The sequence below is a fragment of the Streptomyces niveiscabiei genome (assembly GCF_033794345.1).
Lineage (GTDB): Bacteria > Actinomycetota > Actinomycetes > Streptomycetales > Streptomycetaceae > Streptomyces > Streptomyces niveiscabiei.
Genome location: NZ_JARAYJ010000002.1, coordinates 298,338 through 317,773, shown reverse-complemented (window position 1 = coordinate 317,773; position 19,436 = coordinate 298,338). Strand labels below are relative to the sequence as shown.

The following is a 19,436-nucleotide window of genomic DNA, read 5'->3' as shown; positions in this document are numbered from 1 at the left end:
TCAGCTCACCACTCCGGTCATGACGCCCACGGGTACGGCGATAAAACCGGCCGTGAGCAGCAGCGCGAGAACGTTTGCCGTGGTCTTGAGGGCACGGTCGCGGGTCCGGCTCCCGGCGCCGAGGGTCTGCGCGGCGGCCCAGAACCCGTGCCGCACGTGCAGGCCGAGGGCGAGCATCGCCGTGAGGTAGATGGCGTTGCCGTACCAGGTGGAGAAGGTGTCCACGACGTTCTGGTACGGCCTGCCCTCCTGGAAGCCGCCGCTGTGGACGGTGCCGGTCGTCAGGTCGAGGAGGTGCCAGACGATGAACAGGCCGAGGATGACCCCGCCCCAGCGCATGGTGCGGGTCGCGTAGCTGGCACGCCGTTTGGCGTGCACGTACTTGCTGGGCCGTGCCTTGAGGTCGCGGCGGCTGAGCTGGTAGGCGGAGACCGCGTGGGCGACCACGGCGATCACCAGCACCACGCGGATCACCCACAGGGTCCACTCGTAGTGCATGAACGGCTCGCCGATCGTGCGCAGCCAGTGGGCGTAGTGGTTGAACTCGCCGGCCCCGAAGAAGATCTTCAGGTTGCCGAGCATGTGGACGACGAGGTAGCCGAGCATGATCAGGCCGCTGACGGCCATCACGGTCTTCTTGCCGACGGAGGAGTCCCACACGGTGCGCGCCATCGACGGCCGTCGGTCCGTCCGCGTTGCCAGAGCCATGGCTCAGAACGCTAGACGCGTTCCGGCCCATCGGTCCAAGACATGGTCCGGCTTGATTCGATAGCCGGAGCCTATGGTGGGGTCATGCAGTTCCAGCAGCTTCAGTACTTCGTCGCCGTCGCGGAGGCCCGCCACTTCACGCGGGCCGCCGAGGCCGTGCACGTCGCGCAGCCTTCGCTGTCGCAACAGATCAAGGCGCTGGAGCGGGAGCTCGGCGCGGATCTCTTCCTGCGGGCCCGGGGCAACATCACGCTCACGGACGCCGGCGAGGCGCTCCTCCCGCTGGCCCGCCGCATCCTCGCGGACGCCGAGACCGCGCGGTACGAGGTGCGGGAGCTGGTCCAGTTGAGGGGCGGGCGGGTGCGTCTTGGGGCGACGCCGAGTCTGTGCACGGGCTTGCTGCCCGACGTGCTGCGGGCCTTCCACGACCGCTATCCCGGCGTGCAGCTCCTCGTCGAGGAGGGCGGTTCGCACGATCTCATCCGCGAACTCGCCCGGGGCGCGCTGGACCTCGCGCTCGTCGTCCTGCCCCTGCCCGCGCCGGCGCCCGCGCTCACGACCGTCGAGCTGCTGCGCGAGGACCTGGTCGTCGTGTCGTCCCTCGACGCGCCCCGCCCCGGCGGCGGGCGGCGCGCCGTCCGGGTCGCCGACCTCGCCGGGGAGCGGCTCGTGATGTTCCGGCACGGGTACGACCTGCGGGAACTCACCGTCGCCGCGTGCCGGTCAGCCGGGTTCGAGCCGGAGTTCGCCGTCGAGGGCGGGGAGATGGACGCGGTGCTCGGGTTCGTGCGCGCCGGGCTCGGCGTCGCCGTCGTCCCGCGCATGGTCGCGGCGCGGTCCGGGCACGGGCTGCGGGTGACGCCGCTGGCCCGGCCGGGGTTGCACCGGACGATCGCGCTCGCCCATCGGAGTGATGTGGCTCCGCCGAGGGCCGCGCGGGAGCTTCAGCGGATGCTGCTGGAGAGGTGAGCCTTCGCCCACGCGCGCAGGCCGGTGGGGGCGTTCGCCGGGGTGCTCGGCGCGGAACTGCCGTAGAAGTCCTGCTCGTTCAGGGCCCGGGTCATGTCCGTCATGCCCTGGATCCAGCCTTCGGGTGCGCCGGTTCGGCGCAGGGACTCCGCCTGGTCGGGCAACGTCGCCTGTTCGAAGGTGATGTGACGGCCGAGCACCTCCCCCAGGGTGGTGGCCATCCCCTCCGGGGTCAGGGTGTCGGGGCCCACGACCGGGACGTCCCGCTGTCCCGACCAGGTCCCGTCGAGCAGGAGGCGTGCGGACGTGCCGGCGACGTCGGCCACCGCGCAGGTCCGCAGGACCCGGTCCCGCAACGAGGGCAGCCGCAGGACGCCGGTGTCACGGATCGCGTCCGCCTGGCGCAGGAGGTTCTCCATGAGGAACGGGGGGCATACGGCGCGGTGCGCGACGCCGGTCGCGCGGATCGCGTCGTCCAGGTCGAGGGTGGCGGAGATGAGACCGGCGTCGCGGGCGATGCCCCGGCCCAGGGTGGAGACGGTGACGACCCGGCGTACGGCGTGGGCGGTGAGCGCCTTCGTCAGCGGGGTGGTGAAGGCGTCGAAGTGCGCGCGGTACGTGGGGGCGGACGGGGCCGGGGGGACCAGCCAGAACACCTGGTCGGCTCCGCTGAACGCCTTGTCGAGGACGTCGGGGTCGGCGTGCGAGCCGGGGACGACGTCCACGGCGCCACGGACGGCCGGGGTGAGGCGGGCGGGGTCGCGGGCGATCACTCTGAGGTCGGCGCCGGCTGTCGTCAGGGCGGCGAGGAGGAGGCGGCCGATCTGGCCGGTCGGGGTGGTGAGGACGATCACGGAAGGCTCCCGGGAGAGGTCTCGACTGGACTGCCCCGAGCCTCTCCCGGCCGCCCCGCCGACTGAAGTTCCGCCCGGGACAGGGTTGTTACCCTCAGGGCAACACCACGAGGGGGGCCGCATGGATTCCCGTGCCCTGCGCTGTTTCGTCGCCGTAGCCGAGGAACTCAACTTCACCCGGGCCGCGGCCCGTCTGGGCATCTCCCCGCCCCCGTTGTCCCGGACGATCGCGAAACTGGAACGCGAGATGGGGGTCACCCTCCTCGAACGCACCACCCACCACGTGACCCTCACCCCGGCGGGCACGGTCCTCCTGGACGAGGCCCGCTTCGCCCTGGACGCGCTGGACGCGGCGATCCAGCGCACCCGCCGCGCGGGGGACTCCGCCCCGAAGCTGGTCCTGGCGGTGAAGGCGGACGGCGACGCGGGCCTCCTGGAACCCCTGCTGGCCCGTTACGCCACCACCCCGGCGGCCCTCCCGGTCACCGTCCGCCTCTGCGCCTGGCACGAACAGCCCCGCCTGCTGCGCCGGGGCGAGGCGGACGTGGCCCTGATCCACGAACCGTACGACCGCACCGGCCTGGACGCGGAGACCCTCCTCACGGAACCCCGCGTGGCCGCCCTCGCCGCGAGCCACCCCTTGGCGGCGCGCGCCCACGTGACCCTCGCGGACCTGGACCTGACCGCCGGCGACCTGAACGGCTTCCTGGACCGGGTCCGCGCCCCCGGCCGCGATCTGGCCCAGCTCCTCGCCCTGATCGCCCTCGGTGACCTGTTCACCCTGTTCCCGGCCTCGGTGGCGACCCGCTATCCCCGCCCGGGGGTGGTGTACAGGCCGGTCACCGACGCACCCGCATCGGCGCTGGCGGTGGCCTGGCCCGAGCGGTCCCGGTCCACGGCGGTGGCGGCGCTGGTGCGAGCGGCGGAGGAGGCCGCACAGGAATCCCGTAAGCCCGCCATCACCTGAGGCTCAGCCCGCGGCGTCCGCCAGCACCAGTTCGTTCAGCCTCTCCGGCGGTCCCGGCCGCGCGTAGTACCAGCCCTGGGCCGTGTCGCAGCCCAGGATCCGCAGCTGTTCGGCCTGCGCGCCCGTCTCCACGCCCTCGACCGTCACCGCGAGGTCCAGGCTGTGGGCCATCGTGACGATCCCCTCGACGAGCTTCAGGTCGACGGGGTCGGCCGGGAACTGCTGCATCCCCTGGGTGAACGAGCGGTCCAGTTTGAGGATGTTGACCGGGAGGCGGCGGAGGTTGGCGAGGTTGGAGTAGCCGGTGCCGAAGTCGTCGAGGGCGATGTCCACGCCCATCTCCGCCAGTTGGCGCAGCGGCTTCAGGAGGTCGTCGTCCGCTCCGATCAACGCCGACTCCGTCACCTCAAGGCAGAGCGCCTCGGGTCCGACTCCCTCGCGTTCCAGGATCTCCACCGTGTCCTGGACCAGGCCGGGGTGGCTGAGCTGGACCGGGGAGAGGTTGACGTTGATGCGCAGGGACCAGGTCTCGGCGCAGCGCTCCCGCCAGGCCCGTACCTGGCGTACGGACTGTTCGAGGACCCAGCGGCCCAACGGGACGATCAGGCCGGTGTGTTCGGCGAGGGGGATGAAGCGGTCCGGGCCCAGGACGCCGTGCTGGGGGTGGAGCCAGCGGACGAGGGCTTCGGCGCCGCGTACGCTGCCGTCCTCCAGGCGGACGATCGGCTGGTACTCCATGAAGAACTCGTCGCGTTCCAGGGCGGCGGGCAGCGCGGTGGTGAGGCCGTGGCGGGTGATGGCGCGGGCGTCGGCCTCGGCGTCGGCGAGTTCGAAGCGGTTGCCGCCCGCCGACTTGGCGCGGTACATCGTGATGTCGGCGCTGCGCAGGACTTCCGCGGCGCTGCGCTCCCCGGCCTGGCCCTCGACGATGCCGATGGACCCGCGCACGGTGAGTTCACGGCCGTCGATGCGGACGGGCGCGACGAGCGCGTTCATGATGCGGGAGGCGAGTTCGTCGACCTCGTGGGGCGCGTCGGGCCCGGTGGTGAGCGCCACGAACTCGTCGCCGCCGAGCCGCGCGACCATCTCGCCTGGCGCGGTCGCGCAGGACTGGAGGCGGTCGGCGATCTCGACGAGGAGCCGGTCCCCTGCGGCGTGCCCGAGGCTGTCGTTGATGGTCTTGAAGCCGTCGAGGTCGAGGTAGCACAGGCCGTAGCGGCGCCCGTCCCCGGCGGCGACGATCTTCTCCAGGCGCTCGAAGAACAGCGTCCGGTTGGGCAGGCCGGTGAGCGCGTCGTGGGTGGCCTCGTAGCGCAGCCGCAGGTTGAGGAGGCGCCGCTCGGTGGTGTCCTCCATCAGGGCGAGCTGGTAGCGGGGGGCGCCGTCGGCGTCGCGCAGCAGGGAGACGGTGAGGTTGGTCCACAGGACCGTTCCGTCGGGCCGGTAGAACGCCTTCTCGGTGTGGTAGTGCTCCCGGTCGCCGCGCACCAGCTCCTCGTGCAGCTTCCACACCTGCGGCGCGTCCTCGGCGTGCGTCCACTCCTTGACGTTGCGGCTGCGCACGGCCTGTTCGGAGCCGCCGAACATGCGGGTGAGGGCGTCGTTGACCTCCAGGACGTGGCCGTCGAGGTCGGCGATCCAGATGCCTATGGCGGCGCCCTCGAAGACGGCCCGGAAGCGGGCCTCGCTGGCGTGCAGGGCCTGCGCGACGACACCCTGGGCCTGGAGCGCGGCCTGCGCGATGGCCTCCTGCTCGGCGAGGGTGCGCTCGCGCAGGGCGTGCGCGTACCCGGCGGCCATGGCGTGCTGGAGGCGGGAGGAGCGGGTGCGGAGCTTCTCCGGGGGCGAGTCGTCGCCGCAGTACAGCACCAGGTAGGCGTCCACGCACTCCAGGGCCTGCGCGAGGGCCTCCGGGTCGGTGCAGTGCGCGGCGACCAGGGCGGCGCCGACCGCCTTGGGTTCGGCGGCGTCGAAGGAGCGCGCGAGCAGCGCCGTACGCAGGCGTCTGGCCAGCGGGAGGAGGAGTTCCTCGAACTCGGTGCGGGTCAGGGGCGTGGAGGTGGCCGGGTAGACGGCTCTGCTCCAGATCGTCGCGAACCGGCGCAGTCGGTCCTCCGGTCCGTCCTGCACGGCCGTCACGCCGTGGTCCCCACGCCGGCGAACCCGCGGAACGCATGGGGATCCTCGTCCTCCGGGGCCGTCTCCGGCCGCCACAGCGGCATCGGCACCAGTCCAGGTTCCACCATGTCGTACCCCTCGAAGAACCGCGCGATCTCGCTTCGTGAGCGCATGATCAGCGGGTTGCGGATGTCCTTGTACACGTCGACCGCGCCGCCGGCCCGTTCGGGCGGCAGCGGGATTCCCTCGAACGAGGCATGGGTGAGGACGAGCATGCTGCCGGGCGCGAGCGCGTCGCGCAGCTCGGCCACCGCCTTGTACGGGTCGTCCTCGTCGTCCACGAAGTGCAGTATCGCAATCAGCAGGACGGCCACCGGCCGCCCGAAGTCCAGCAGCCGCCGTACCTGAGGGCTGGTCAGGATGGTCCGCGGGTCGCGCAGGTCGGCAGCGACGGCGTCGGCGCGTGGGTCCCGCGCGAGTGCGGCCCGGGTGTGCTCGACGGCCACGGCGTCGTGGTCGACGTGCACGACGCTGGCGTCCGGCAGCGCCCTGCGGGCCACGTCGTGGACGTTGCCGGAGGTCGGCAGGCCGGAGCCGATGTCGAGGAACTGGGTGATCCCCTCGGCCGCCGCGTGGTGCACGGCGCGGCGCATGAACGCCCGGGTGGCCTGCATGATCTTCGGCAGCCCCGGCACGGACTCCATGGCCCTGCGGCCCGCCTCCCGGTCCGCCGCGAAGTTGTGCGAGCCGCCCAGGAACCAGTCGTTGATGCGCGCCACGCTGGGCATCGAGATGTCGATGCTCCTCGGGGCCCAGGCGGGACGCTGCATCAGTACTCCAAGGCTTCCGGTGTTCCGGGGTTCCGGTGTTCGAGCTGAGGCTACTGATCGCCCGCCAAAAGAACGAGCGGAAACGGAAATTGACCGTCCGTTCCCGGTCAGGAAGTGTGGATTTCCGGTAGGTTCTGTCGGCTCCCGGAACGCCCCCGGGCGCCCGGTACGGCAAGAGGTCCGCCCCCTCCGTACGGCGTGGAGGGGGCGGACCGGGGACGGCTCGGCTACTTGTTGGGAGCGCCGACCAGCTTGCCGTCGGGGCGCACCGCGAACCAGGTGCCGCCGACGCCCTGGCCGTTGATGTCACCGGGCTTCTTGTCGTTGATGAACGTGTAGATCGGGGAGCAGTTGAGGGTCTGCTGCTCCTCGTTGTTGTCGGGGCGCGTGAACTTCATGTACCCCTTCTCGGGGATGTCCTTCGTGTCCTCGAAGTCGACCGGTGCGACGATCGGCCACTTCTCCAGGCACTCGCCCTTGCAGTTCGAGACCGGCTTCGGCCACGCCTTGTCCTTGACGAAGCGGTAGACCGTCATGCCGTTCTTGTCGACGACGATCTCGCCGAGGTTCGGGTCGTTGCGGGTCGACAGGCCCGGCTCGTCGGAGACCTGGGCCGTACCGCCGCCACCGCCGCCCGCCTTGGCCTTCTTGCCGTCGGGGGCCAGCGCGAACCACTTGTTGCCGACGTTCTGGCCGTTGGTGTCGCCCGGGTTGGCGTCCTTCTGGTAGTAGTACGCTGGCCAGCCGTCGATGGTGAGCTGCTTCTTGCCGTCCGCGCGGGTGACCTCACCGAGCAGCGACTTGTCGATGCCGTCGCCGGCCGAGACGTCGTCCGGGGCGACCGGGGGCCACGCCGTCGCGCAGGCGTCGTTGCAGTTCGACTTCGGGGGCTCGGCGGTGTCCGAGTCGAAGCGGTAGAGGGTACGGCCGGCGCTGTCGGTCACGATCTTGCCGAGCTCGGCGTTGGTGGCGACCTCCAGCTGACCGGCGCCGCCCGTCTGCGTGCCGGTGCCCGTGCCGCCGGTGCCCGTGCTGGGGCTGGCGCCGACGCCGGTGCCGACACCGCCGTAGCCGCCGCTGCCGACGCTTCCGAGGCCGCCGGTCCCCGCGGGGGCCGTGGCGCCGACGTTCTGGCTGCCCGTCGAGCCGCCGCTTTCCTGACCGCACGCCGTCGTCAGCGCCAGCACGGCCACAGCGCTCGCCACGAGAGAGGCGCTCCGCCAGGAGGTGTTCATTGTCAACTCCCCGATCATCACAAGCGTGTTCGCAGCGCCCTGCTGCGCCGCCGCTCGGGATTGGTTACGCATGGGGGCGGCTGTTGTGTTCAACGCCGTCAGAAAAATCTTTTGCCCGGCCGTGTTCGAGGGGGTTTCGAGGGGGTGGGGAGCGGGGCAGGAGGGGCGGCCGGTTCTCCGTATCTGTGTGCGTACGTCCAGACATCCGGCCGAATCGGCGTTAAACCCATCGGGGGTGAAGTTCGCCCGTTCGGGGCAATCCGCGCCGATCAGGGGCGTACGCCGGGGCGTAAGGGCTCATGATCTGCGTCGTGCATGGACCCGAACCGACCCGATCCGCCCTCACCGTACGGGTGTTGGGCGTGGTGACCGCTGCGTGGATTCTGGTGGGCGCGCCGGCCGGGGTCGCGTCCGCCGACGCCTGCGCGTACGCGTCCGTGGGGCCGGGTGGCCTGGAGATCGTGGCCGTGGCGGGGCACCACTCGCCGTGGCCCGGCTGGCCGCCGCCGCCCTGCCGCCCGAAGCCCCCGCCTCCGCCGCCCTGCCCGGAGCCGACCCCCACCCCGACGCCAACCCCCACTCCGACGCCGGAACCGACGCCGACACCCACCCCGACGCCGAAACCGACACCCACCCCCAAGCCGACGCCCAAGCCCACGCCGAAGCCGACGCCGAAACCTTCCTCCGAGCCACCCCCGAAACCGGCGCCCGCTCCCCGCCCCGCCCCACCGCAGGCCGCCCCGGCCCCGAGGCCCGCGCCACCGCCCCCGACGCCCACCCCGGCCCCGAGCCCCACCCCGGCCCCAACGCCCACCCCGAGCCCCACGCCCAGCGCGTCCCCCGTGACGTACCCGGCGTACCACCAGGCGACGCCGCGCAAGCGCCCCGCCCACGGCACCACGTCCCCGGTCACGTACGTCCTCCTGATCACGGCCCCCGCGGTGATCGCCGTCGCGGCGCTGCGACCGCGCTGACGGCTGCCGCACGCCGTACGCGCCACCCCGCGCGAACCGGCGCGCACACCCGGACCGTCCAGCGCGCGATCCGCCCCGACGCACCCGCGCCCCACCCGGACCACGCGCGGCGCGAGAACCACCCCGCACGCCCCGTTCCACCACCCCGCCCGCCTCACCTTCACGCCACCAAGGAGGCCCCCTTGCCCGAATGGCTTGTTCTCACCCTGTCGATGGTCGCCGCCGTCGCGGTGGTCATCGTCGTCGCGTTCCTGCGCCAGCGCACCGCAGCGGAGGACGAGGACCCCTCGGAGACGCCGGACGTCATCGAGTACATGACGATGTGGATCGGCGTCGTGTACGCGATCGTGCTGGGGCTGGCCATCGCGGGCGTGTGGGAGGCGAGGAGCGCGGCCCAGGACCACGTCCAGGCGGAGGCGCAGGCGCTGCACGAGATCTCGGAGCGGGTGCGGGTGTACCCGCCGGACGTCCGCGACAAGATCCGCGCGGACGTGAACGCGTACGTCGGACACATCGTCGACGTCGAGTGGAAGACGATGAAGGACGAGGGCGAGATCGGCGGCAAGGGCGACGAACTCCTCGGCAAGCTGCGCGCGGACGTGACGGACTACCAGGCGACGACGGACTTCCAGGCGCAGCAGTACCAGCCGCTGCTGGACCAGATCGCGGCGGCCGACCAGGCGCGCACGGCCCGCGCCGACTCCATCGACCCGACGATGCCAGGCGTGGTGTGGGGCGGTCTGCTGGGCGGCGGGATCGTGACGATCGGCATGGTCTTCGCGCTCCAGATCCGCCGCACCCCGAGGGAGCTGATCCTCGCGGGCCTGTTCTCCGCGCTGATCGCCTTCCTCCTGTTCCTGATCTGGGACTTCGACGCGCCCTACAGCCGGGGCATCACGGCGTCGGTGGAACCCTTCCTGCACTTCTTCCCGGACGCGAAGGGCTGACGGTGCCTCATCCGCGATCCATCCGCCACGCCGCCGGGGTCCCCTGACCGGCCCACACGGATGCCCCATTCGCACGACACCGATCGCGCGTACGCACACCTGTTCCTAGCGTTTCGGTCATCGAGGTGCATTCCAGGCGCGAGCGGAACAGGTCCGCGAGCTGCTCCTCGGGGACCGGAGGATTGACCATGCGCGCGATACGCGTCGCCTCGGCCGCACTGCTGGGCGCGGGTGCCCTGGCCTTCACCGCACCGACAGCGGCGGCGGGTGACTCCAACGCGTTCGGCTTCAGCGTGATGCCGTCGACGATCGCGGCGGGCGGCCAGGTCACGCTCTCGGTGGACCGGGGCAACGGCAACTGCGGCGGGACGGTGATCGTGTCGTCCGGCGTCTTCGACACCGTGCGCATCCCACCCGACCGCTCGCAGTCCACGGCGACCGTCGACTGGGACGCCCGTCCCGGCGCCGCGTACCGGGTGACGTTCACCTGCAACGGCGGCGACAGCGGCACCGCCCAGCTCACGATCGCGGGCGGCCGGGGGCCCACGCAGCAGCCGTACCCGCTCTACCCCCCGAACCGGGGTGTGCACGCCGGTGAGGGCGGCACGGTCGGCGGCTTCGACCTGAAGGAGCTGGGTCTCGGCACCCTGCTCATCGTCGGGTCGGTCGGCGCGGCGTACCACTTCTCCCGCCGCCGCACGGGCGAGGACGGCACCTGAGGCTCCCCCTGCGCCACGCGTTTCGGCCCGGTCCCTCCTCGCGAGGGCCGGGCCGAAACGCGTTTCCCCGTGAGGGGAGGTCAGATACGGCGCTCCGCGCGCCGCCGCATCCAGAACACCCCGCCGCCGACGAGCGCCGCCGCGACGAGCCCGCCGCCGATCGCCATGTCGGTCGGCGTGGCCCCGGTGGTTGAGCTGCCGCCGATCCCGCCGCGGACGCCGCCGAGGACGGTGAAGACGCCGGGGAAGGTACGGGTGCGGCCCTCGCAGGTGGTCGTCACGGGGTACGAACCGGCGTTGGCGAAGGAGTTGACGCGGACGGTGGCGGTGGCCGTGTTGCCGCCCATCGAGGTCAGGGTGGTGGTCGGGAAGGCGTTGGAGCTGACCGTGGAGCCCGGCGTGGTGCAGGCGTTGTTCCCGCCGCCGTTGACGGTCAGCACGAGCTGGCCCCCGCGGGCGATGACGCTGGGCGCCGAGGTGACCGACGTCGGGTCGGTCCAGGCCGAGGCCGTCGGGGCGGCGAGGCCCAGGACGGCGCACGCGGCGGCCGAGGCCGCCAGGGCACGAGTGGTACGCATGGTTCCTCCGCGGAAGGCGCCCCGGGGCACGTCCCCGGTCTGTCGGCGAGAGAACGCCTCCCGGACCGACCCTCAGATGCCGTGCGGGCGCCCGCATTTCGGGAATGGTCCGTCCTGGTGAGCGACACGCCGTGCGGCCTCCGCACAATCGTCCATCGCCGCAGGTCACGGACCGTCAGAAATTTCCTGTGGCCGTCGACTCGGATGGCGCACCGCCCCGTCCGGCGGCCACCCGTTCGCCGCGCTCTTGTCGCCGGTCGGCGGGGACCGTCCTAGCGTTTCCGGCAGGCGCTAAGGGACGCGGCGACGGCCGTGTCGGAAGGGGCTGGCGAATGTCGGGTTACGAGCTGTCCGAGGCGGAGGAAGAGGAAGAGGCGCGGTCGCGCAAGCGCGCGCCGTGGGGCGTGATAGCGCTGGTCCTGCTGACCGGCCTGGCGCTCATCCGCAACGGTTCGGGCGAGTTCGACGCCGGTCCGCCGCAGCCGGCCGCCGCTGCCGCCGCCGACGGCCGCACGGGCGGTCTGACGGGGAGCGTCTTCGACAGGGCGCCGGGTCCGCTGCCGTACTCGGTGCCGGAGCGGGTCGCCATCCCGGCGATCCGGGTCGCCGCCCCGGTGATGCCGGTCGGCCTCGACGCGGCGGGGTGGGTCGACGCGCCGCCGCCGGAGGACCCGAACCTCGCGGGGTGGTTCACCGGCGGGGTCTCGCCCGGCGAGAAGGGCACGGCCGTCGTCGTCGGGCACGTCGACAACAAGCTCGGTCCCGCCGTCTTCTACGGGCTCGGCGCCCTCAAGAAGGGCAACAAGGTCGAGGTGTCCCGCAAGGACGGGAAGACCGCCGTGTTCGAGATCTACGGCATCGAGGTCTTCGAGAAGAAGAACTTCCCCGGCGACCGGGTGTACGCGTCCAAGGGCGCTCCCGAACTGCGGGTCATCACCTGCGGCGGCGGTTTCTCCAAGGCCCACGGGTACGCCGGGAACGTCGTCGTCTTCGCCCGCCTGACCGGGGTCCGCTGAGCGGTCCCGGCCGGGCGGGCGCCCGCTCCCTCAGGCGGGGTGCCTGCGCGGCACGGTGACGTGGTAGCCGGAGTCCAGCAGCCGGGGCAGGTACCGCCGCAGGGCCCGCACACTCTGCGTGCGGTCACCCCCGGCGTCGTGCGACAGCACGACCACGCCCGGTGCGGCGCCCCCGGCGACCCGGCTCACGATGGTCCCGGTCCCCGGTGTCGTCCAGTCCAGGGTGTCCACGGTCCACGCGAGGGGCTCCATGCCGAGGTCGGCGCCGATCTGGAACGCCGCCCGGTTCCAGGCGCCGTACGGTGCCCGGAACCAGCGGGGCCGCTCCCCGTAGGCGTCCTCGATCACCTCGCAGGTCCGCTGCATCTCGGACCGGATGCGGCTGCGCCGCAGCTTGGTCAGGAGGGGATGCGACCAGGTGTGGTTCCCGACCACATGCCCCTCGTCGGCCATCCGGGCCAGCAACTCCTGGTTGTCGACGGCCATTTCCCCGCACACGAAGAACATCGCGTGCACGCCGTACTCGCCGAGGGTGTCGAGGATGGCGGGCGTGTAGCGGGGGTCGGGCCCGTCGTCGAAGGTGAGCACCATGGTGTTCCCGCGCCCGGAGACCTCGAGGATGGGCTTGCGCCGTACGGCCGGCCGCGCCGGGCCCGAGGCGGGCGGCCCGAACCCGGTGACGGGCTGAAGGCGGTAGGCGGACGCCTTGAGGGGAACGCGCCGGGCGGGAGCCCCGGCGGCGGGAGCGGGGACGGTCTCCTCTCCCCCGCTCAGCCCCAGGGTCACGGCTCCGGCAGCCCCGGCAGCCGCGACGCCCGCACCCCACAACACCCGACGCCGTGTGAACACCTGATCTTTCTTCATGGCTCATACGTCACCCGCGCGACGACAGGCCGACCCCCGCGACACCGGTATGGCGCTGCTTTTCCACTCAGCCAGCCGATGTCACCTTCTGCGGACCAGCGGGAACGGCAGAGTCTCCCGGATCGTCAGGCCCGTGACGAACATGACGAGTCGGTCCACGCCGATTCCCAGTCCCCCGGTGGGCGGCATCGCATAAGCCAGCGCCTCCAGGAATTCCTCGTCCAGTTCCATCGCCTCCGGATCGCCGCCCGCCGCTTTCAGGGACTGTTCCGTCAGGCGTCTGCGCTGTTCCACCGGGTCCGTCAATTCGGAATAGGCCGTGCCCAGTTCCGTCCCGAACGCGACGAGGTCCCAGCGTTCGGCGAGCCGGGGATCGGTGCGGTGCTGCCGGGTGAGCGGGGAGACGTCCGTGGGGAAGTCCTTGTAGAACGTCGGCAGCAGCGTGCGTTCCTCGACGAGCCGTTCGTACATCTCCAGCACGACGTCCCCGCGCCCGTCCCCGTCGCCGTACGGCACCCCGGCGCGGTCGCAGTGCCGGCGCAAAGTCGTCAGCTCCGTGTCCGCCCCGATCTCTTCTCCGAGCGCCTCGGAAATGGCCCCGTAGACGGTCTTGACGGGCCATTCCCCCGAAATGTCGTACTCCTCGCCGCCTTTGCGGATCTGCGGAGTCCCGAATGCGGCTCGGGCGGCGCCCTGGATCAGTTCGCGGGTCAGGTCGAGCATGACGTCGTAGTCGGCGTAGGCCTGATATGCCTCCAGCATCGTGAACTCGGGATTGTGTTTCGGTGAGACGCCTTCGTTGCGGAAGGTCCGGCCCATCTCGAAGACCTTTTCCAGGCCGCCCACGCAGAGCCGTTTGAGATACAGCTCGGGGGCGATGCGGAGATAGAGGTCGAGGTCGTAGGCGTTGATGTGGGTGGTGAACGGGCGGGCGTTGGCGCCGCCGTGGATCTGCTGGAGCATGGGCGTCTCGACTTCGAGATACCCCCGTTCGAGGAGCCCTTGGCGGAGCGCCTGGACGACGGCCGCGCGGGCGCGGATGGTGTCGCGGGCGGCGGGGCTGGTGACGAGGTCGAGGGCGCGCAGGCGGACCTTGGCCTCGGGGTCGGTGAGGCCGCGCCGCTTGTCGGGGAGGGGGCGCAGGCACTTGCCGGTGAGCTGCCAGCCGTGGACGAAGACGGTCGGCTCGCCCTTGTCGCTGCGCCCGGCGGTGCCCGTGCAGCTGACGAGGTCACCGAGGTCGACGTCGGTCCGGAAGCGGTCCGCGTCGGTCAGCGCGAGCTGGTGGTCGCCGGACCAGTCCCGCAGGGTGACGAAGACGATGCCCCCGAAGTCGCGGACGCGCAGGACGCGCCCGGCGACGGTGACCTCGTCGCCCTCGCGGACGTCCGCGAGGGCGTGGGTGGGGGCGGGGACGCCCACCGGGTAGGGGTCCGTGCCGTCGTCGTACAGCCGCTGGAGCCGTTCCTGACGGACGCGGACCTGGTCGGAGGGGCCCTTCTCGCGGGGTGACAGGGGTTCCGCCAGCTCCTCCAGGGGCGGCAGGTCGCCGGTGGAGGACGCGGGGCGTATCGCGTGCTTGAGGCGGTGCCTGCGCAGGGACGGTACGACGACGAAGCCCTCGGCGATCCCGGAGGCGAGGCCGACGCGGGCGAGGGCGCCGGTGTCGCCGTAGCACAGGAAGCGGGGGTACCACAGGGGCCGGTACTTGGCGTTGGAGCGGTAGAGGGCCTCCAGCTGCCACCACTTGGAGAAGAACAGCAGCAGGCGGCGCCACAGGCGCAGGACCGGTCCGGCGCCGATGCGGGCGCCCTCCTCGAACACCGAGCGGAAGACGGCGAAGTTGAGGGAGATGCGGCGGATGCCCAGCTTGGGGGCGGCGGCGCAGACTTCGGCCACCATGAACTCCATGACGCCGTTGGGCGCGGCACGGTCGCGGCGCATCAGGTCGAGGGAGATGCCGTCGGGGCCCCAGGGGACGAAGGAGAGCAGCGCGAGGAGACGGCCGTCGTCGGCGACGGTCTCGACGAGGAGGCAGTCGCCGTCGGCGGGGTCGCCGAGCCGGTCGAGGGCCATGGAGAAGCCGCGTTCGGTCTCGGTGTCGCGCCAGGCGTCGGCGCGGTCGACGACCTCTTCCATCTCCTCGGGGGTGAGGGTGGAGTGGCGGCGTACCCGGCAGGTCGCGCCGGTGCGGCGGACGCGGTTGACGGCCTGGCGGGTGACGCGCATGTCGCGTCCGCCGAGGTCGAAGGAGGGGATGTCGAGGATCGCCTCGTCGCCGAGCTGGAGCGCGCCGAGGCCGGCGCGGGCGAAGGCGGTGGCGCCGTCCTCGGAGGCGCCCATGACGGCGGGGGTCCAGCCGTGGCGGCGCGCGGTGTCCTGCCAGGCGGCGATGGCGTGCGGCCATGCCTCGCGGTCGCCGACGGGGTCGCCGCTGGCGAGGCAGACGCCGGCCTCGACGCGGTAGGTGACGGCCGCCTTGCCGCTGGGCGAGAAGACGACGGCCTTGTCGCGGCGGGTGGCGAAGTAGCCGAGGGAGTCGTGGGCGCCGTACCGCTTGAGGAGGGCGCGGATGCGGGCCTCCTCGTCGCCGTGCAGGGCGGCTTCCATGCGCTGGCTGCGGAACAGGGTGGCGGCGGCGTTCAGGAGGGCGAGGGCGCCGAAGAGGCCGAGGAGGAAGAAGAGGGCGCGCGGCGGGCGGCCGTCGAAGGAGCCGCCGGAGACGAGCCCGCCGAGCACGCGGTCGGCGGCCCAGGCGAGGCGCTGGCCGCGCGGCAGGGTGCCGTGGAACAGCTCGACGAGCCCCCAGCCGGCGAGGATCGCGAGCCCGAGGCCGACCAGCAGCACGAGGACGGCCCGGCGGACGGCGCCGTGCCGGGACGCGGCGTAGAACTCGCGGCGCGCGAAGAGCAGGACGAGGAGGGCGAGAGCGCAGATGACCAGGGACGGCAGCGACTCGGTGTAGTCGCCGAACGCCACCCCGAGGCCGTCCCCGAGCACCAGCAGGCCCAGGTAGACGACGACCAGCCACCAGGCGACCTTCTTGCGCGCGGCCGTCGCGCCGGCCAGCAGGAACAGGAAGACGGCGTAGGCGAGGTTCGCGCTGACCGGGATGATCAGCAGGTCGACCAGGTCGACGGCCGGGCGCAGCAGGCGGCGCAACGGCGGCACGAAGGCGAGGACGACGCACAGCACCCCGATGGCCCCGAAGAACCCGCCGAACGCCTCGGGGACCCGGGCGAGGTGGCGTGACCTGTCCTTCTTCGCCGGCCGCTCTTTCTCTGCCCGCTCGGCGTCGGTGGTCGCGGTTCCTGCTGCGCTCATGGCTTCGACTGTAGGAAGGAGGCGGGCCTGGCGCCCGTCGAGAAGGGGGAAGCGGGGATTCCGATAGCCTCGGTGCGTGACGGAACAGCATCAGCGGGGGCCCTCGCAGGGGTTCGAGCGGGGGACCGACGGTCCCAAGGTCATCGTGGTCGGGGTGGACGGCTCCGACTCGTCCATGAGAGCCGCCGCGTACGCCGCGGGGCTCGCGCGGCGGCAGGGGGCGCTGCTGGCGATCGTGTACATCCAGCCGGTGCTGGCGGCGGGGGCCGCGATGGGGGTGCCGGTCGCGGAGACCACGGACCGGATCGCCGAGGATCTGGTCGCGCAGATCCGCAGCGAGACCGAGCGGCTGAAGGGGATATTCGACATCCGCTGGGAGTTCCACACGTTCCGCGGTGACCCTTACGCCGGGCTCGTGACCGCCGCCGACGACCTGAAGGCGGACGCGGTGGTCGTCGGGGCGTCGGAGCAGGCGGGGCACCGGATCGTGGGGTCGGTGGCGGTGCGGCTGGTGAAGGCGGGGCGGTGGCCGGTCACGGTCGTGCCGTAGGTCTTGTTCCGGCCCGCCGGGGTCAGTCCGCCATGACCAGCCCGTCCTCGGCCGCGCCCCGGCTGAGGACGACGTCGCGGATGCGGTCGCGGACTCCGCGTACGTCGGCTCCCTGGGAGAGGGCCTGGCCCAGGTCGAGGACGCGTCCCGCGTCGATGTCGAACAGCTGCGGGACGAACTCGGCCCTGGTGACGTTCCACCGGGTGCCGGGGTGCTCCGGCGGGGTGAAGGTGAAGCGGGCGATGGTGGACTGGTTGCCGCGCGGGTCCTGCTGTCCCCGGTGGTTGAACATCTCACCGGCGATCTGGTCGCCCATGCCGTAGACGACCCACGTGCCGTTGACCTTCTCGTACGCCTGCGGGATGTGGGCGTGGGTGCCGAGGATCAGGTCGATGTCGGGGCGTCCGGCGTCGGTCGACGCGGTGAGGGTGCGGGCCAGCGTGAGCTGCTGCTCGTCGGGGGCGTCCTGCCACTCCGTGCCCCAGTGCAGGGAGACGACCACGACGTCGGCGCCGGCCCCGCGTGCGGCGCGGGCGTCGGTGAGGATCTTCGCCTCGTCGATGACGTTCACCGTCCAGGGCCGGCCGGGCGGGAGGGGGTGGCCGTTGGTGCCGTAGGTGTAGGCGAGGTGGGCGACCGTGGCGCGGCCGGCGCGCAGGAGGGTGGGGGTGGTGGCCTCCTGGGGGGTACGGGCGGTGCCCGCGTGGCGTACGCCGGCGCCGTCGAGGGCGTCGAGGGTGCGGGCGATGCCGGCCGGGCCGTCGTCGAGGCTGTGGTTGGAGGCGGTGGAGCAGCTGTCGTAGCCGGTCGCCGCGAGGGCCTCGGCGACCTCGGGCGGGGACTTGAACGCGGGGTAGCCGGTGTAGTCGCCGTTCGCGCCGTACACGGTCTCCATGTGGCACAGGGCGAGGTCGGCGCGTGAGACGAGGGGGCGGACGGCGTCGAGCATGGGGCGGAAGTCGTAGCCCCGGCCCGCGGCGTCGAAGCGGGCGCGGTCGATGATGGAGGTGTGGGGGAGGACGTCGCCGGTGGCGACGAGGGTGAAGCCGGGGGCGGGGGCGGCGGCGGGGGCCGAGGGGGCGGGTCTGCCGGGGGCGGGGCGCTTGTCCTCGCGGGCTTCCTGGACCTGGCAGGCGGCCACGGCGAGGAGCACGGTCGCGGCGAGGGCCAACGGTCGTCTGCGTGCGATCACCACAACCACCCCGTTCCGATCTGATTGTCATACTTACAGCGCACGTGCACACTCCTAACGCATGCCCCGGCCCGCCCGGCGGAGCCGCTCCGCGGGATGCCCGCGATCGGCGTAGCGGGACCGAATCGAACCCGTGTCCCGCCTCCGAACCGGAACTCCCCGCACCGCCGTTCACCGACCGTTCGTCGAACCGTTCGTCGACGCGATCGACCGTCCGTCGCAGATGTTTGTACGCGCCCTGTCGCTGAGTGACGGCCCTGGGGTGCCATAACCGCCATGACCGCCACACTCACGCAGCCGAAGACGACCGCTGAGCATGAACTCGCCGCGCTCCAGCGGGAACACGGGCGGCCCCTCTTCGCGCTGCTGCTGCGGCTGAGCGACGGCGACCGGCAGCGCGCGGAGGACCTCGTCCAGGAGACGCTGGTGCGGGCGTGGCAGCACCCCGAGGCGCTGCGCGCGGACGACTTCGAATCGGTGCGGCCCTGGCTGATGACGGTCGGGCGGCGGCTCGCGATCGACGCGCGGCGCGCGCGGCAGGCGCGTCCGGCGGAGGTCGGGGACGCGGTGCTGGAACACGCACCCGTGTGCGCCGACCACGCCGAGCGCGCGGCGGCGGCGCTCGACGTCCGCGAGGCTGTGAAGACTCTCACTCCCGAGCACCGGGAAGTCCTGGTGCTGGTGTATTTCCAGGGGGCGAGTGTGGCGGAGGCCGCCGAGATACTCGGCATCCCGCCCGGTACGGTGAAGTCGCGCGCGTACTACGCGCTGCGCGCCCTGCGCCGGGTCCTTCCGGGTTACGCGGCCGACCTGCGCTGAAACCCATCGCAGAGTCAAACCTCCGTAAAGCGCCTTGCCTCAGACCCCGGTTGAGTAATCGGCTGTTCCCATCCGTGTTCCGGACTGGGGGCCCGGCGACGGGCGACGGCACACCGGAGGGAAGGCTGCGAGAGATGCTGCACAGAGATCATCCGGGCCAGGACGGGCCCGACGACGGCTCCGGCGACGGTGAACTGACCGTCCCCATGGCCTGGTTGTACGCCGAGTACATCGCCGACGAACTCCTGCGCACCGGCGACCTGATGCCGCCGACGTCGTTCGAGTTCCGCGCCGGGCGCGACGCGCTGGCGCTCACCATCTTCCTGTCGGACACCGACGGGGAACTCCCCGGCATCCGGGTCGTGACGCAGCTGGAGACGTGGCTCTCGCTGACCGCGTACGACCAGCCCTGGCAGGACTGGGTGGGTGAGCGGATGGCCGGGCTCGCCGCGCGTGTCGCGCAGTCGGGGCTGGACTCGCCGGACCTGCGGCTCGCCGAGGACGCGTGGCGGTGGCTGGAGGAGACGGAACTCCTCGCGCCCGACCTCAACGCGGTGCCGGGCGGCGGCGCGGTGGCCGGGGCCGGGGAGGACGAGGGGCCGAAGGTGTGGACTCCGGCCTGGCAACTCGGGCTGCCACTGGGCCACTTGGCGATCCACCTGTTCTAGCCGTCTGCTGTGGCCGCCTGTTGGGGCCGTGACGTCGCTGGTGGGGGCGCTGGTGGGGGCCTCGCGAAAAAATTTTCCGATCCGACCAATCCGCCCGCGCGACG

General features: G+C 72.2%; 17 protein-coding genes. 8 read left to right on the top strand and 9 right to left on the bottom strand.

From position 1 onward, the window contains the following. On the bottom strand, window positions 1-672 hold the full coding sequence (locus tag PV682_RS03625; protein WP_319724195.1) for a succinate dehydrogenase: 672 nt from the start codon (window positions 670-672) through the stop codon (window positions 1-3). Window positions 673-792: 120 nt separating this feature from the next. Between PV682_RS03625 and PV682_RS03620 the strand changes: the two genes are divergently transcribed. Beyond that, a complete protein-coding gene (locus PV682_RS03620) occupies window positions 793-1,677 on the top strand; it encodes a LysR family transcriptional regulator (protein ID WP_319723889.1) in 885 nt (294 codons plus the stop codon). On the opposite strand, the gene PV682_RS03615 is transcribed toward PV682_RS03620, so the two are convergent. Beyond that, entirely contained in the window at window positions 1,653-2,531 is an 879-nt protein-coding gene (locus PV682_RS03615; protein WP_319723887.1) for an NAD(P)H-binding protein, read from the bottom strand. The genes PV682_RS03620 and PV682_RS03615 overlap by 25 nt on opposite strands. A gap of 121 nt (window positions 2,532-2,652) precedes the next feature. Between PV682_RS03615 and PV682_RS03610 the strand changes: the two genes are divergently transcribed. Then, on the top strand, window positions 2,653-3,498 hold the full coding sequence (locus tag PV682_RS03610; RefSeq protein WP_319723885.1) for a LysR family transcriptional regulator: 846 nt from the start codon (window positions 2,653-2,655) through the stop codon (window positions 3,496-3,498). Between the two features lie 3 nt (window positions 3,499-3,501). On the opposite strand, the gene PV682_RS03605 is transcribed toward PV682_RS03610, so the two are convergent. The 3 genes from PV682_RS03605 to PV682_RS03595 all read right to left on the bottom strand — a co-directional run bounded on the left by PV682_RS03605 (window position 3,502) and on the right by PV682_RS03595 (window position 7,681). Then, complete coding sequence (locus PV682_RS03605) at window positions 3,502-5,637, bottom strand: putative bifunctional diguanylate cyclase/phosphodiesterase (RefSeq protein WP_319723883.1); 2,136 nt, start codon at window positions 5,635-5,637, stop codon at window positions 3,502-3,504. After that, a complete protein-coding gene (locus tag PV682_RS03600; RefSeq protein WP_319723880.1) occupies window positions 5,634-6,446 on the bottom strand; it encodes an SAM-dependent methyltransferase in 813 nt (270 codons plus the stop codon). The genes PV682_RS03605 and PV682_RS03600 overlap by 4 nt, the downstream gene beginning before the upstream one ends. A 227-nt stretch (window positions 6,447-6,673) precedes the next feature. Beyond that, window positions 6,674-7,681: an SCO0930 family lipoprotein gene (locus PV682_RS03595; protein WP_319723878.1), complete on the bottom strand. Its 1,008-nt coding sequence runs from the start codon at window positions 7,679-7,681 to the stop codon at window positions 6,674-6,676. 1,156 nt (window positions 7,682-8,837) lie between these two features. On the opposite strand from PV682_RS03595, the gene PV682_RS03590 reads away from it, so the two are divergent. Then, on the top strand, window positions 8,838-9,602 hold the full coding sequence (locus PV682_RS03590) for a bestrophin-like domain (RefSeq protein ID WP_319724193.1): 765 nt from the start codon (window positions 8,838-8,840) through the stop codon (window positions 9,600-9,602). Window positions 9,603-9,790: 188 nt separating this feature from the next. After that, entirely contained in the window at window positions 9,791-10,321 is a 531-nt protein-coding gene (locus PV682_RS03585; RefSeq protein ID WP_319723876.1) for a hypothetical protein, read from the top strand. Window positions 10,322-10,401: 80 nt separating this feature from the next. Here the strand turns inward: PV682_RS03585 and PV682_RS03580 are convergent, their stop codons facing one another. Beyond that, complete coding sequence (locus PV682_RS03580; RefSeq protein WP_319723874.1) at window positions 10,402-10,899, bottom strand: hypothetical protein; 498 nt, start codon at window positions 10,897-10,899, stop codon at window positions 10,402-10,404. 332 nt (window positions 10,900-11,231) lie between these two features. Here PV682_RS03580 and PV682_RS03575 point away from each other — a divergent pair, with 332 nt between their 5' ends. After that, complete coding sequence (locus tag PV682_RS03575; RefSeq protein ID WP_319723872.1) at window positions 11,232-11,915, top strand: class F sortase; 684 nt, start codon at window positions 11,232-11,234, stop codon at window positions 11,913-11,915. A 30-nt stretch (window positions 11,916-11,945) separates the two neighbouring features. Here PV682_RS03575 and PV682_RS03570 read toward each other — a convergent pair whose 3' ends face one another. Together PV682_RS03570 and lysX are read right to left on the bottom strand one after the other, a co-directional pair. Beyond that, window positions 11,946-12,779, bottom strand: a complete 834-nt coding sequence (locus tag PV682_RS03570) for a polysaccharide deacetylase family protein (RefSeq protein ID WP_319723870.1) — start codon at window positions 12,777-12,779, stop codon at window positions 11,946-11,948. Window positions 12,780-12,860: 81 nt separating this feature from the next. Next, window positions 12,861-16,103: a bifunctional lysylphosphatidylglycerol synthetase/lysine--tRNA ligase LysX gene (lysX, locus tag PV682_RS03565; RefSeq protein ID WP_319723868.1), complete on the bottom strand. Its 3,243-nt coding sequence runs from the start codon at window positions 16,101-16,103 to the stop codon at window positions 12,861-12,863. A 76-nt stretch (window positions 16,104-16,179) separates the two neighbouring features. On the opposite strand from lysX, the gene PV682_RS03560 reads away from it, so the two are divergent. After that, entirely contained in the window at window positions 16,180-16,653 is a 474-nt protein-coding gene (locus PV682_RS03560; protein ID WP_319723866.1) for a universal stress protein, read from the top strand. A 22-nt stretch (window positions 16,654-16,675) separates the two neighbouring features. On the opposite strand, the gene PV682_RS03555 is transcribed toward PV682_RS03560, so the two are convergent. Next, entirely contained in the window at window positions 16,676-17,845 is a 1,170-nt protein-coding gene (locus tag PV682_RS03555; protein WP_319723864.1) for a CapA family protein, read from the bottom strand. Between the two features lie 276 nt (window positions 17,846-18,121). Between PV682_RS03555 and PV682_RS03550 the strand changes: the two genes are divergently transcribed. Then, complete coding sequence (locus tag PV682_RS03550; protein WP_319723862.1) at window positions 18,122-18,664, top strand: sigma-70 family RNA polymerase sigma factor; 543 nt, start codon at window positions 18,122-18,124, stop codon at window positions 18,662-18,664. Between the two features lie 134 nt (window positions 18,665-18,798). Further along, complete coding sequence (locus PV682_RS03545) at window positions 18,799-19,332, top strand: hypothetical protein (protein WP_319723860.1); 534 nt, start codon at window positions 18,799-18,801, stop codon at window positions 19,330-19,332. Window positions 19,333-19,436: the final 104 nt, after the last annotated feature.